Origin of the sequence: Citrobacter sp. Res13-Sevr-PEB04-36 (genome assembly GCF_015672735.1) — a bacterium.
Taxonomy (GTDB): domain Bacteria; phylum Pseudomonadota; class Gammaproteobacteria; order Enterobacterales; family Enterobacteriaceae; genus Citrobacter.
Window position 1 is genome coordinate 86,506 of sequence record NZ_JADABY010000018.1, and the last position, 13,884, is coordinate 100,389.

11 protein-coding genes are annotated in these 13,884 nt (G+C 50.7%); 6 read left to right on the forward strand and 5 right to left on the reverse strand.

Annotated features, from left to right (window positions below):
* Window positions 1–22: 22 nt before the first annotated feature.
* From IMQ48_RS05935 to ycaO, 5 genes are all read right to left on the reverse strand, one after another.
* The gene (locus IMQ48_RS05935; protein WP_196208278.1) at window positions 23–814 is read right to left on the reverse strand and encodes a hypothetical protein; all 792 of its coding nucleotides are present in this window, start codon (window positions 812–814) and stop codon (window positions 23–25) included.
* A gap of 97 nt (window positions 815–911) precedes the next feature.
* A complete protein-coding gene (gene pflA, locus IMQ48_RS05940; protein ID WP_096757686.1) occupies window positions 912–1,652 on the reverse strand; it encodes a pyruvate formate lyase 1-activating protein in 741 nt (246 codons plus the stop codon).
* A 190-nt stretch (window positions 1,653–1,842) separates the two neighbouring features.
* Window positions 1,843–4,125, reverse strand: coding sequence for a formate C-acetyltransferase (gene pflB / locus IMQ48_RS05945; RefSeq protein ID WP_196208279.1), 2,283 nt, complete (start codon window positions 4,123–4,125; stop codon window positions 1,843–1,845).
* Window positions 4,126–4,184: 59 nt separating this feature from the next.
* Entirely contained in the window at window positions 4,185–5,042 is an 858-nt protein-coding gene (gene focA / locus IMQ48_RS05950) for a formate transporter FocA (RefSeq protein WP_135322512.1), read from the reverse strand.
* A gap of 404 nt (window positions 5,043–5,446) precedes the next feature.
* On the reverse strand, window positions 5,447–7,207 hold the full coding sequence (gene ycaO / locus IMQ48_RS05955) for a 30S ribosomal protein S12 methylthiotransferase accessory factor YcaO (protein WP_196208280.1): 1,761 nt from the start codon (window positions 7,205–7,207) through the stop codon (window positions 5,447–5,449).
* Between the two features lie 135 nt (window positions 7,208–7,342).
* On the opposite strand from ycaO, the gene IMQ48_RS05960 reads away from it, so the two are divergent.
* The 6 genes from IMQ48_RS05960 (at window position 7,343) to ihfB (ending at window position 13,779) form a co-directional block, all read left to right on the forward strand.
* On the forward strand, window positions 7,343–8,035 hold the full coding sequence (locus tag IMQ48_RS05960) for a DUF421 domain-containing protein (RefSeq protein ID WP_196208281.1): 693 nt from the start codon (window positions 7,343–7,345) through the stop codon (window positions 8,033–8,035).
* A gap of 214 nt (window positions 8,036–8,249) precedes the next feature.
* Complete coding sequence (gene serC / locus IMQ48_RS05965; RefSeq protein WP_196208282.1) at window positions 8,250–9,338, forward strand: 3-phosphoserine/phosphohydroxythreonine transaminase; 1,089 nt, start codon at window positions 8,250–8,252, stop codon at window positions 9,336–9,338.
* Window positions 9,339–9,408: 70 nt separating this feature from the next.
* Window positions 9,409–10,692, forward strand: a complete 1,284-nt coding sequence (gene aroA, locus IMQ48_RS05970; RefSeq protein WP_196208283.1) for a 3-phosphoshikimate 1-carboxyvinyltransferase — start codon at window positions 9,409–9,411, stop codon at window positions 10,690–10,692.
* Between the two features lie 172 nt (window positions 10,693–10,864).
* Window positions 10,865–11,548, forward strand: coding sequence for a (d)CMP kinase (gene cmk, locus IMQ48_RS05975; protein ID WP_045441261.1), 684 nt, complete (start codon window positions 10,865–10,867; stop codon window positions 11,546–11,548).
* A gap of 113 nt (window positions 11,549–11,661) precedes the next feature.
* Window positions 11,662–13,335, forward strand: a complete 1,674-nt coding sequence (rpsA, locus tag IMQ48_RS05980) for a 30S ribosomal protein S1 (RefSeq protein ID WP_045441262.1) — start codon at window positions 11,662–11,664, stop codon at window positions 13,333–13,335.
* Between the two features lie 159 nt (window positions 13,336–13,494).
* Window positions 13,495–13,779 carry an integration host factor subunit beta gene (gene ihfB / locus IMQ48_RS05985; RefSeq protein ID WP_003035780.1) on the forward strand — a complete coding sequence of 95 codons (285 nt, stop codon included), beginning with the start codon at window positions 13,495–13,497 and terminating at the stop codon, window positions 13,777–13,779.
* Window positions 13,780–13,884 lie beyond the last annotated feature (105 nt).

The following is a 13,884-nucleotide window of genomic DNA, read 5'->3' on the forward strand; positions in this document are numbered from 1 at the left end:
GGACTATCTCCTGCCTGGCTGCTCAGGACAGCGGGGTAAGTTCGCCGGGAATGGCATAGTGGTTACCGTCATAATGCAGTAGCCAGCTGGCTTTACCCGGTCTATCTTTCGATACGCACTGCTCGTTGGCATCAACATAGCTTGTTGATGCCACGTTTTTCTCGGTCACCCGAATATCTGCATACCCATTTTGTGAACCGGAATCCAGCGCCAGGGTGCGTTTACTGTCGCTGAAGGTTCCCTCGCAGTTGCCGTCCCATTCTCCGCTGCTATTCTCAAGCACAATACCGTTCAGTATTGGCCGGACCTGGTTATTGTCTATGACAAACAGCGAGAGCGCCGTTTCACTAAATGGATTTACCCGGGAACTGCCGGTACGGGAGATACGCAAACCGAATGCGGTCTGTTCAGGCGCAATTTTCCAGCGCGCGGTATCCAGTGTCAGGCCGGTAATGCGAATGGCGTCGTCGCTCATACTCTCTGGCAGGCGTAATCGTTGTTTTACGTCGAGAGTGGCGGAATCGAGCACCAGAAGCTCCAGATCGCCGACGTTATCGTAATCGCTATACTGCTGAGCCATTAATGGTACAGCGGCCAGCGTCAGCTCAGGGTGAGCCGGCCAGACACGGCAAATCGCGCTTTTGGGTGAATCACCGTGGATGGTAATCACCCGGTTATCTTTAGTGATAGTACCTTGCGACGTTGTCCTGGCATCCGGCCAGGCGTGCTGGATGATGGCATTAATATCGCAGTTGCTGGCGGCATTCGCGGCCTGGGCAGACAACAGTAACACTCCTGAGATGAATAACCGCATGACGTCCTTTCCTGTGTTGTGGCCCGTTTGCCGGAGAGGTGAGTGTAGATAACAAAACGGCCGCCATGTTGGGCAGCCGTTTTGCAGGGATGTAAACTTAATACATCACTTTGTGACCATATTGCTCAAGAATGCCTTTCACGCGATCCATAGTCTCTTTCTTCGGTGGTTTCACGCCATCCAGCTTGTATTCTTCGCCCATCGCCACCCATTTGTGTTTACCCAGCTCATGGTAAGGCAGCAGTTCGATTTTTTCGACGTTGCCCATATCGCGGGTAAATTCACCCAGACGATGCGCAGAGTCGTCATCGTCAGACCAGCCCGGTACCACAACGTAGCGGATCCATACTTTGATGTCTTTGTTAGACAGGTAGCGTGCGAACTCCAGCGTACGATGGTTAGAGACGCCCACCAGGTTCTGGTGAATTTCGTCGTTCATCTGTTTGAGGTCGAGCATTACCAGATCGGTCACTTCCAGCAGTTCATCAATTACCGGATCGTAACGGCGAACAAATCCGTTGGTATCGAGACAGGTATGAATGCCTTCTTTTCTACAGGCGCGGAACCAGTCACGAACGAATTCGGCCTGTAGGATAGCCTCTCCGCCAGATGCCGTCACGCCGCCACCGGAGGCGTTCATAAAGTGACGATAGGTCACCACTTCTTTCATCAATTCTTCAACGGTGACTTCTTTACCGCCGTGCGTGTCCCACGTATCACGGTTATGGCAATACAGGCAGCGCATCAGGCAGCCCTGGAAGAAGGTAATAAAGCGGATGCCCGGGCCGTCTACGGTGCCACAGGATTCAAAGGAGTGAATGCGACCAATAACTGACATTGCGGTGTATCTCCAGATGTGGCCCATCCGGGGCCAGAGTGAGTGCACAGTTATTAACTGTGTCGAGTCTGTTTTGGCGGTTATCCATAAGTATAGATAGCTGACGAAAGAGACTTAGTTGCTAAAAAGGCCCCACTTACGTGGAGCCTTTATTGTACGACATTTAACGCGTGATTTCAGTCAAAACCAATTACATGGTCTGAGTGAAAGTACGGGTAATAACATCCTGCTGCTGTTCTTTAGTCAGGGAGTTAAAGCGTACTGCGTAACCAGATACACGGATGGTCAGCTGAGGATATTTCTCAGGGTGCTCCATCGCGTCCAGCAGCATTTCACGGTTCATGACGTTCACGTTCAGGTGCTGACCACCTTCGATGGACGCTTCGTGGTGGAAGTAACCATCCATCAGACCAGCCAGGTTGGTCTTACGCACTTCGTCGTCTTTACCCAGTGCGTTTGGAACGATAGAGAAGGTGTAAGAGATACCATCTTTAGCGTAAGCAAACGGCAGTTTAGCAACGGAGGTCAGAGAGGCAACAGCACCTTTCTGGTCACGGCCGTGCATTGGGTTAGCACCCGGTCCGAATGGCGCGCCAGCACGACGACCATCTGGGGTATTACCGGTTTTCTTACCATACACAACGTTAGAGGTGATGGTCAGAACAGACTGAGTCGGGATAGCGTTACGGTAAGTAGTCAGTTTCTGAATTTTCTTCATGAAACGTTCTACCAGGTCAACCGCCATGTCATCAACGCGAGAGTCGTTGTTACCAAACTGCGGGTATTCGCCTTCGATTGCGAAGTCGATAGCCAGACCGTCTTCGTCACGAATCGGTTTAACTTTCGCATATTTGATTGCAGACAGGGAGTCAGCAGCAACGGACAGACCCGCGATACCACACGCCATGGTGCGAACAACGTCACGGTCGTGCAGCGCCATCAGAGAGGCTTCGTAGCTGTACTTGTCGTGCATGTAGTGGATGACGTTCAGTGCGGTGACGTACTGTTTAGCCAGCCAGTCCATGAAGTGATCCATACGTTCCATCACTTCGTCGAAGTTCAGCAGATCACCTTTGATTGGTTCAGATTTCGGACCAACCTGGATTTTCAGTTTTTCATCAACGCCGCCGTTGATTGCATACAGCATGGTTTTCGCCAGGTTTGCACGCGCACCGAAGAACTGCATTTGTTTACCAACAACCATCGGGCTTACGCAGCAAGCGATAGCGTAATCGTCGTTGTTGAAGTCCGGACGCATCAGGTCATCGTTCTCATACTGCAGAGAAGAGGTGTCGATGGACACTTTAGCGGCGAATTTCTTGAAGTTCAGAGGCAGTTTTTCAGACCACAGAACGGTGATGTTCGGCTCCGGAGAAGGACCCATGGTGTACAGGGTGTTCAGGAAGCGGAAGCTGTTTTTGGTTACCAGAGTACGGCCGTCAACGCCCATACCGCCGATTGATTCAGTTGCCCAAATCGGGTCACCGGAGAACAGTTCATCATATTCAGGGGTACGCAGGAAACGAACCATACGCAGTTTCATGACCAGGTGGTCAATCATTTCCTGAGCGTCTTGCTCGGTGATTTTGCCTGCTTTGATATCACGTTCGATGTACGCATCCAGAAAGGTGGATACGCGACCGAAGGACATTGCTGCACCGTTCTGAGACTTAACAGCGGCCAGGTAGCCGAAGTAGGTCCACTGGATAGCTTCCTGAGCGTTGGTAGCCGGACCAGAGATATCGCAGCCATATTTAGCCGCCATTTCTTTGATCTGACCCAGTGCGCGGTGCTGTTCAGCAATTTCTTCACGCAGACGGATAGTTGCTTCCAGGTTTACGCCATTTTCCAGATCGGACTGCAGAGAGACGAACTGAGCGTATTTGTCTTTCATCAGGTAGTCGATACCGTACAGCGCAACGCGACGGTAGTCACCGATGATACGGCCACGGCCATACGCATCTGGCAGACCAGTCAGAACACCGGATTTACGGCAGTTCAGAATGTCTTTGGTATAAACATCGAATACACCCTGGTTGTGGGTTTTGCGGTATTCGGTGAAGATTTTTTTCAGCATCGGGTCCAGTTCGCGATTGTACGCTTTGCAGGAACCTTCAACCATTTTGATGCCGCCAAACGGAATGATCGCACGTTTCAGCGGAGCTTCAGTCTGCAGACCAACGATTTTCTCAAGCTGCTTGTTGATGTAACCAGCATCGTGAGAAGTGATGGTAGAAGCAACGGAGGTGTCAAAGTCAACAGGCGCGTGAGTGCGGTTTTCCTGTTTAACGCCTTCCATCACGCTGTCCCACAGCTTGGTGGTCGCGTCAGTTGCGCCAGCCAGGAAGGACTCGTCACCCTCATACGGAGTGTAGTTTTTCTGAATGAAGTCACGGACGTTTACTTCATTCTGCCAATCACCTTTGGTAAAACCTTCCCAGGCTGTGGCTAACTTTTCATTAAGCTCGGACATGTAACACCTACCTTCTTAAGTGGATTTTTTATTTACTACGTGCAATGAGCATCAACAGATTAGTGATGATCGTTACCACGCAGGTAAATGACCCAGTATGTCAACCCGACTAACAAACCGCCGCCGATAATGTTACCGATCGTAACCGGAATCAGGTTATCGGTGATGAAATTCATCACGGTCAGGTGAGAAAAATTCTCCGGAGAAGAACCGACAGCGGTCCAAAATTCCGGTGTAGCGAAATCGCGTATTACGATACCCATAGGGATCATAAACATGTTTGCGATACTGTGCTCAAAACCGCTGGCAACAAACATTGCGACCGGTAATACCATGATAAACGCTTTGTCCATCAGGCTGCGGCCTGAATAGCTCATCCATACGGCCAGACACACCATCAGGTTAGCCAGAATGCCAAGGCTGACGGCTTCAACAAAGGTGTGATGCACTTTGTGATCGGCGGTTTGCAGGACGTTAAGCCCCCATGCGCCGTTAGCGGTCATATATTCGCCGGAAAGCCACATCAGTAGCACAAAGAGCAAGCAACCCACCAGGTTGCCAACATAAACGTTGAGCCAGTTTTTTGCCAGTTGGCCCCAGGTAATACGCCCACTGGCCTTAGCGACGACAATCAGTACGGTTGAAGTAAAGAGGTCGGCGCCGCAGACAACACAAAGAATCAGTCCCAGGGAAAAGCAGATACCACCGATCAACTTGGCCATGCCGAAAGGCATCGTTCCAGTACCGGTCGTGGCGGTGATATAGAAAACAAAGGCAATTGAAATGAACACACCGGCAGTAATTGCCAGATAGAACGTCTTAAGCGGATGTTTCGTTGCTTTATAGACGCCTGCTTCTTCGGCAACTTTGGCCATAGCAGCAGGAAGTATAAGATCAAAAGGGTTGTCAGCTTTCACACTAACTCTCTCTTTATTAAGTCGGCGACGAGATACTAACAAAGCATTATAGATGAGAATTTGATATAGATCATATCTCGCCTGGCTTATAGGCCCGTAAGACGCATGGTTTTTATGCGATTACGGAGTAACTTTTTGATTATCCAAGTAAAAATAAATTTTAAAAATTATAAAGTGAGTTGAATTTTTTCCTTTCGCCTCCCGTTGAGCGGTTAATTAAAATGGAGTAATTGAGATAAAACGCAACACTATCAAGCTATTTTTTTTAATATCAACTACTAATTTTTAACCTTGTTTTTACATTTATTTTTGATTACGCAAAAATAAAAAAACGGGGCACAAAATGCGCCCCGTAATATAGCGTAGTCAATTGTTGAAGCCTACTCAGAGCAGGCTAATTGCCATTATTTTGACCAGTATGCTGCTTTTGCGCGCTGCAGTTTTTCATAGGCTTTCAGCAAGGACTGATGCGCCGGAAAAGCCTGCAGATCGCTGTCGACGGACTGAAGACCATAGAACGGCGCTTCTCCGCTCAATGCCGCACTCGCCGCTTCAACCGCATCGGCACCGTACATACGGACAAAGGCGTTCAGATACTGCAGCGGCTGGCGATCGTCTTCCTGCGACAACAGCAGCAGCGTTTGCAGGCAACGGTAGTAGTTGGCTCGCTCGGCGCTAAAGACTGATGCGTTAAACTCCATAGTCCATTCGGTCCAAATCAGCGCCTGCTCCAGGTCACCGCCGGCCAGTGCCAGCATCACTTTCAGCTCGCCAATACGCAGCGTAGACCAGCCGTTGTCTGAACCTGTTGCCAGACCCAGCAGCTCACGTACGCGGGTAAAGTCGTCAAAACCTTCTTCATCCAGTTGTTCGAGCAGGCTGAGATAGTCTTCTTTATCCCACTCGCTGCCCGGCAGAGAAAGAATGGTTTCACGCAGATGTGTGCCCATACCGTTGTTCGCTAACCACAGATCTTCAGCCGGATAGATATCGGACATCCCCGGAACGATGATGCGGCAGGCGTACACGCCCAGATGCTCGTAATCAGCGATATACACTTCTTTATCTTCGGTTTTGAAGATAGCCATCAGGGTGGCGAACTCTTCTTCCGTGGTGCCGGAGAAATTCCAGTCAACAAACGGATAATCGGCATCCTGCTTGAACAAATCCCAGGAGATCAGGCCGCTGGAATCGATAAAGTGGGTTTCGAGGTTGGTATGCTCAGCCACTTCTTCATCATCAAAGGTCGGGGGCATAAAGACATCAAGATCTTTCAGACCGCGGCCCTGCAACAGTTCAGTGACGGTACGCTCCAGTGCCACGCCGAAGTCCGGGTGGGCGCCGAATGACGCAAAGCAGGTGCCGTTAGCCGGGTTAAACAGTACTACGCAGATAACCGGATATTTGCCGCCCAGCGAGCCGTCATAGGCGAAAATTGGGAACCCTTCGGCTTCCAGTTTGGCGATGGACTCGACTACAGCTGGGTAACGCGCCAGCACGTCGGCCGGGATTTCCGGCAGACTGATGCTTTCTGCAATGATGCGGTTCTTCACATAACGTTCAAAGACTTCAGACAGCCCCTGAACGCGTGCTTCATTTGGAGTATTACCGGCAGACATTCCGTTGGAAACGTACAGGTTGCCAATGATATTCATCGGAATGTACACGGTTTGGTTATCAGACTGGCGGGTAAACGGCAGACCGCAGATGCCGCGTTCTTCATTGCCTGACTGCAGGTCGATCAGCATGCTGCCGGTCAGTTCGTTTTCCGGATCGTAGAATGCGCGCAGACGGGCATCCAACAGACCTTCTGGAACGTCATCCTCTTCGGTTAACGGGAACCATTTTTCGTTCGGGTAATGCACGAACGGCCCATTAGCAATGGTTTCACCCAGCCAGAAATCGGCAAAGAAGTAGTTGGTGGACAGACGCTCAAAATATTCGCCCAGCGCGGAAGCCAACGCCGCTTTTTTCGTCGCGCCTTTACCGTTGGTGAAACACAGTGCGCACTCTTTATCGCGAATATGCACAGACCAGACGTTAGGAACGGGGTTCAACCATGAGGCTTCTTCAATCTGGAAGCCAAGGTCGAGTAATTTTTGCTGGAAGCGGGCGATGGAATCTTCCAGCGCGGCATCTTTGCCGGGAATAAATGTTTGCGTCATGAAAATCACTTTTGTCGTACGGAAAGCGCGCAATGATACGGGTTTTATATGAATGGCGCTATCGCCGCCACTGCGGTGACGCAAATAAAAGCATTGACTATGCTTTCACACGATAACCCACGTTAAGAGTACAAAATGAAAGCATTCGATTTACACCGTATGGCGCTGGATAAACTGCCCATGGAGTTTCTGGGTGAGGTGGCGCTGCGCAGCTTGTATACCTTTATATTGGTTTTTCTGTTTTTAAAGCTCACGGGGCGGCGTGGTGTACGCCAGATGTCGCTTTTTGAAGTACTGATTATCTTGACATTAGGGTCGGCAGCGGGGGATGTGGCGTTTTATGACGATGTCCCGCTGCTACCGGTGCTGGTGGTATTTATTACCCTGGCGCTGCTGTATCGCTTAGTGATGTGGTTGATGGCGCACAGTGAAAAGCTGGAGGATCTGCTGGAGGGTAAACCGCTGGTGATCATCGAAGATGGCGAGCTGTCATGGTCGAAGCTCAATAACGCCAATATGACGGAATTTGAGTTTTTTATGGAATTGCGGCTGAACGGCGTGGAGCAATTAGGACAGGTGAGGCTCGCTATTCTGGAGACAAACGGGCAAATCAGCGTCTATTTCTTTGCCGACGAAGACGTCAAACCTGGTCTCAGCATTTTGCCTAAACACTGTACGCAACGCTTTAAGGTGGTGCCGGAGGCAGGGGATTATGCCTGCGTACGCTGTAGTGAAGTTATTCACATGCGCGCCGGGGATCATCAATTATGTCCACGCTGTGCAAATCCAGAATGGACGAAGGCCAGTCGGGCAAAACGGGTTACCTGACAGCGAAAATATCGGTTTTGAGTCGTCAATCCGATAGATTCTGTTGTGTGACGAATGACTCATTTTTACCCTGACCTGTTTTACCCATTGCGGCGCGTGTCACTGAATGATAAAACCGATATCCACAGGAATAACATATACCCAATGTCTGTCACTGGAAATATCGCCAAAGACAGGATGTTGACTGGATAACAACACAACGTGGTGAGGGGAAATGGCTCAGGTCTTCAATTTTAGTTCAGGTCCGGCAATGCTACCGGCGGACGTACTTAAACTGGCTCAACAGGATCTCCGCGACTGGAATGGTCTTGGCACGTCGGTGATGGAAATTAGCCACCGTGGAAAAGAGTTTATCCAGGTTGCAGAGGAAGCAGAGCAGGATTTTCGCGATCTCCTCAGCATTCCCTCCAACTACAAAGTGTTGTTCTGCCATGGCGGTGGCCGCGGTCAGTTCGCTGGGATCCCGCTCAATATTTTAGGCGATAAAACCACGGCGGATTACGTCGATGCCGGTTACTGGGCTGCCAGCGCCATTAAAGAAGCGAAAAAGTACTGCACACCGAACGTGATTGATGCCAAAGTCACCGTTGACGGTCTGCGGGCAGTCACGCCGATGAGCGAGTGGCAACTTTCTGACAATGCGGCTTATCTACACTATTGCCCGAACGAAACCATCGATGGTATTGCAATCGATGAGACGCCGAATTTTGCCAGTAACGTTGTGGTAACCGCTGACCTGTCTTCCACCATTCTGTCCGGGCCGCTTGATGTTAGCCGCTATGGCGTAATCTACGCTGGCGCGCAGAAAAACATCGGCCCAGCGGGTCTGACGATCGTCATCGTACGTGAAGATTTACTCGGCAAAGCGCACGTGTCCTGCCCGTCGATCCTCGATTACACCGTCCTGAACGACAATGACTCGATGTTTAACACGCCGCCGACTTTTGCCTGGTACCTCTCTGGTCTGGTCTTTAAGTGGCTGAAAGCGCAGGGCGGCGTCAGCGTAATGGACAAAATTAACCAGCAAAAAGCGGAACTGCTATACGGCGTCATTGATAACAGTGACTTCTATCGTAACGACGTTGCGAAGTCGAACCGCTCGCGCATGAACGTTCCTTTCCAGTTGGCTGACAGCGCACTGGATAAACTGTTCCTGGAAGAGTCTTTTGCTGCCGGTCTGCATGCGCTGAAAGGACATCGTGTGGTCGGTGGGATGCGCGCGTCTATCTACAATGCAATGCCGCTTGAAGGCGTGAAAGCGTTGACTGATTTCATGATCGATTTCGAGCGTCGCCGCGGCTAATTGGCTGTTATTTTTCATCCCCACAGCCAGCCTGTGGGGTTTTTATATCTGTTTTTGAGAGTTAAGTTTCATGGAATCCCTGACGTTACAACCCATTGCGCGGGTAGATGGCACCATCAATCTGCCTGGATCCAAAAGTGTTTCTAACCGCGCTTTGCTGCTGGCTGCATTAGCAAATGGCACCACTGTCCTGACCAACCTGCTGGACAGCGATGATGTCCGCCATATGCTTAACGCGCTGAATGCATTAGGGATTAGCTATACCCTTTCCGCCGATCGTACCCGTTGTGAAATCATCGGTAACGGCGGCGCGTTACAGGCTGAAGGTGCAGTCGAACTGTTTCTTGGCAACGCCGGCACCGCGATGCGTCCGCTGGCGGCCGCGCTGTGTCTGGGGCACAACGATATTGTGCTGACGGGTGAACCGCGCATGAAAGAGCGTCCGATTGGCCATCTGGTCGACGCGCTACGCCAGGGTGGTGCAAATATTGATTACCTGGAGCAGGAAAACTATCCGCCTTTACGGCTGCGCGGTGGTTTTATCGGTGGTCAGGTTGAGGTGGACGGCAGCGTGTCCAGCCAGTTTCTCACCGCGTTGCTGATGACCGCGCCGCTGGCGCCGCAGGATACGACGATTACAATTAAAGGTGAGCTGGTATCAAAACCTTACATCGATATTACGCTAAACCTGATGAAAACCTTTGGCGTTGAGATTGAGAACCAGAACTACCAACATTTTGTTGTCAAAGGTGGACAGCAGTACCAGTCCCCTGGTGCATACCTGGTAGAAGGGGATGCGTCATCGGCCTCATATTTCCTTGCAGCCGGTGCGATTAAAGGCGGCACGGTGAAAGTTACCGGGATTGGCCGCCACAGCATGCAGGGTGATATTCGCTTTGCCGATGTGCTGGAAAAAATGGGCGCCACCGTGACGTGGGGTGATGACTTCATTGCCTGTACGCATGGGGAATTACACGCCATTGATATGGATATGAACCACATTCCGGATGCGGCAATGACCATTGCTACCGCGGCACTGTTTGCGAAAGGCACTACGACTTTACGCAACATATACAACTGGCGAGTCAAAGAGACCGACCGTCTGTTCGCGATGGCGACGGAGCTGCGTAAAGTAGGCGCTGAAGTGGAAGAGGGGCATGATTTTATTCGTATCACGCCACCGGCAGCGTTAACATTTGCCGACATTGCGACCTATAACGATCACCGCATGGCGATGTGTTTCTCGCTGGTGGCACTGTCAGATACGCCAGTCACTATTCTTGATCCTAAATGTACGGCCAAAACCTTCCCGGATTATTTCGAACAGCTGGCGCGTATTAGTACACCAGCTTGATTTTATGGCCGCACTACCCAGGTGCGGCACATTCTGACATCCCCGATTGCCCATTTATTCTACACTCAGCTTCAATGATTCTGTATTTTTCACACAAAGATAACGATCGTTGACGTTGGCGCGTATAATGCGCGGCGTTTACGTTAACGTATGCCTGTTTAAGGAGAAAAAGATGACGGCAATTGCCCCGGTTATCACCATTGATGGCCCAAGCGGTGCAGGTAAAGGCACCTTGTGCAAAGCAATGGCGGAAGCATTGCAGTGGCATCTGTTAGATTCTGGCGCGATTTATCGCGTACTCGCGCTCGCGGCGTTACATCATCATGTTGATGTCGCCTCTGAAGATGCGCTGGTTCCGCTGGCGTCACATCTGGATGTGCGTTTTATCTCAACAGACGGCAATCTGGAAGTTATCCTGGAAGGCGAAGATGTTAGCGGTGAAATCCGCACTCAGGAAGTGGCAAACGCCGCCTCTCAGGTCGCTGCGTTTCCCCGTGTGCGCGAAGCACTGTTACGTCGTCAACGCGCCTTCCGTGAAGCGCCGGGATTAATCGCTGACGGACGCGACATGGGGACCGTGGTATTCCCTGACGCACCGGTGAAAATTTTTCTGGACGCCTCCTCGCAAGAACGTGCGCATCGACGTATGCTACAGTTGCAGGAAAAGGGCTTTAGTGTTAACTTTGAACGCCTTTTGGCCGAGATCGAAGAACGCGACGACCGCGACCGAAACCGTGCGGTAGCGCCGTTAGTTCCCGCTGCTGATGCTTTAGTGTTGGATTCAACCCGATTAAGCATTGAGCAAGTGATTGAAAAAGCGTTACAATACGCGCGCCAAAAACTGGCACTCGCTTAAGAGCGACCGAATTTGCAGTACCCCCGTTGCAATGGAATGACAGCGGGTATGTTAAACAACCCCATCCGGCATGGAGCCAGGTGGACGTTAAATATGAAACCTGAAGATTAAACATGACTGAATCTTTTGCTCAACTGTTTGAAGAATCCTTAAAAGAAATCGAAACCCGTCCGGGTTCCATCGTTCGTGGTGTTGTTGTTGCTATCGACAAAGATATCGTACTGGTTGACGCCGGTCTGAAATCTGAGTCTGCCATTCCGGCAGAGCAGTTCAAAAACGCCCAGGGCGAGCTGGAAATCCAGGTTGGTGACGAAGTTGACGTTGCTCTGGATGCAGTAGAAGACGGCTTCGGTGAAACTCTGCTGTCCCGTGAAAAAGCTAAACGTCACGAAGCTTGGATCACGCTGGAAAAAGCTTACGAAGAAGCTGCGACCGTTACTGGTGTTATCAATGGCAAAGTCAAGGGTGGCTTCACTGTTGAGCTGAATGGTATTCGCGCGTTCCTGCCGGGTTCCCTGGTAGACGTTCGTCCGGTCCGCGACACGCTGCACCTGGAAGGCAAAGAGCTTGAGTTCAAAGTAATCAAGCTGGATCAGAAGCGTAACAACGTTGTTGTTTCCCGTCGTGCCGTTATCGAATCCGAGAACAGCGCAGAACGCGATCAGCTGCTGGAAAACCTGCAGGAAGGCATGGAAGTTAAAGGTATCGTTAAGAACCTCACTGACTACGGTGCATTCGTTGATCTGGGTGGCGTTGACGGCCTGCTGCACATCACCGACATGGCATGGAAACGCGTTAAGCATCCGAGCGAAATCGTAAACGTTGGCGACGAAATCACTGTTAAAGTGCTGAAGTTCGACCGCGAGCGTACTCGTGTATCTCTGGGCCTGAAACAGCTGGGCGAAGATCCATGGGTAGCTATCGCTAAGCGTTATCCGGAAGGTACCAAACTGACTGGTCGCGTGACCAACCTGACCGACTACGGCTGCTTCGTTGAAATCGAAGAAGGCGTTGAAGGCCTGGTTCACGTTTCCGAAATGGATTGGACCAACAAAAACATCCACCCGTCCAAAGTTGTTAACGTTGGCGACGTAGTGGAAGTTATGGTTCTGGATATCGACGAAGAACGTCGTCGTATCTCCCTGGGTCTGAAGCAGTGCAAAAACAACCCATGGCAGCAGTTCGCGGAAACCCACAACAAGGGCGACCGTGTTGAAGGTAAAATCAAGTCTATCACTGACTTCGGTATCTTCATCGGCCTGGACGGCGGCATCGACGGCCTGGTTCACCTGTCTGACATCTCCTGGAACGTTGCAGGCGAAGAAGCAGTTCGTGAATACAAAAAAGGCGACGAAATCGCAGCAGTTGTTCTGCAGGTTGACGCAGAACGTGAGCGTATCTCTCTGGGCGTTAAACAGCTCGCAGAAGATCCGTTCAACAACTGGGTTGCACTGAACAAGAAAGGCGCAATCGTAAACGGTAAAGTGACTGCAGTTGACGCTAAAGGCGCAACCGTAGAACTGGCTGATGGCGTTGAAGGTTACCTGCGCGCTTCTGAAGCTTCACGTGACCGCGTTGAAGATGCAACTCTGGTTCTGAGCGTAGGCGACGACGTTGAAGCTAAATTCACCGGCGTTGATCGTAAGAACCGTGCAATCAGCCTGTCTGTTCGTGCTAAAGACGAAGCTGATGAGAAAGATGCAATCGCAACTGTTAACAAACAGGAAGATGCAAACTTCTCTAACAACGCAATGGCTGAAGCTTTCAAAGCAGCTAAAGGCGAGTAATATCGAGTGCTCCGAATCCTTTGTGCTATTAACGGCACAAAGGGTGACGAGTAGCTTGACAGATTACAGGATTCGTCCTGTAATCAATGACAAAGGGCGGCTACGGCCGCCCTTAATCAATACAGCAGCTAATTTTGCCTTTAAGGAACCGGAGGAATCATGACCAAGTCAGAATTGATCGAAAGACTTGCAACCCAGCAGCCTCACATTCCCGCGAAAGCGGTTGAAGACGCGGTAAAAGAGATGCTGGAACATATGGCCTCGACTCTGGCGCAGGGCGAGCGTATTGAAATCCGCGGTTTCGGTAGTTTTTCTTTGCATTACCGCGCACCACGTACCGGACGTAATCCGAAGACTGGCGATAAAGTGGATCTGGAAGGAAAATATGTTCCGCACTTTAAACCAGGGAAAGAACTGCGCGATCGCGCCAATATTTACGGTTAAGTTCGTAACGAAACTTAACGCCGAGAAAAGCACCTGCATGGGTGCTTTTTTCATTTCTGCTTGTCTGTATTGGAACCCTCCTCTCAGTTAATTCGCACGTTACAT

What these genes read in the sequence shown, in the direction of transcription:
- ihfB (WP_003035780.1), top strand. Translation starts at nt 13,495, where the DNA reads ATGACCAAGTCAGAATTGATCGAAAGACTTGCAACCCAGCAGCCTCAC.
- ycaO (WP_196208280.1), bottom strand. Translation starts at nt 7,207, where the DNA reads ATGACGCAAACATTTATTCCCGGCAAAGATGCCGCGCTGGAAGATTCC.
- serC (WP_196208282.1), top strand. Translation starts at nt 8,250, where the DNA reads ATGGCTCAGGTCTTCAATTTTAGTTCAGGTCCGGCAATGCTACCGGCG.
- cmk (WP_045441261.1), top strand. Translation starts at nt 10,865, where the DNA reads ATGACGGCAATTGCCCCGGTTATCACCATTGATGGCCCAAGCGGTGCA.
- rpsA (WP_045441262.1), top strand. Translation starts at nt 11,662, where the DNA reads ATGACTGAATCTTTTGCTCAACTGTTTGAAGAATCCTTAAAAGAAATC.
- IMQ48_RS05960 (WP_196208281.1), top strand. Translation starts at nt 7,343, where the DNA reads ATGAAAGCATTCGATTTACACCGTATGGCGCTGGATAAACTGCCCATG.
- pflB (WP_196208279.1), bottom strand. Translation starts at nt 4,125, where the DNA reads ATGTCCGAGCTTAATGAAAAGTTAGCCACAGCCTGGGAAGGTTTTACC.
- aroA (WP_196208283.1), top strand. Translation starts at nt 9,409, where the DNA reads ATGGAATCCCTGACGTTACAACCCATTGCGCGGGTAGATGGCACCATC.
- pflA (WP_096757686.1), bottom strand. Translation starts at nt 1,652, where the DNA reads ATGTCAGTTATTGGTCGCATTCACTCCTTTGAATCCTGTGGCACCGTA.
- IMQ48_RS05935 (WP_196208278.1), bottom strand. Translation starts at nt 814, where the DNA reads ATGCGGTTATTCATCTCAGGAGTGTTACTGTTGTCTGCCCAGGCCGCG.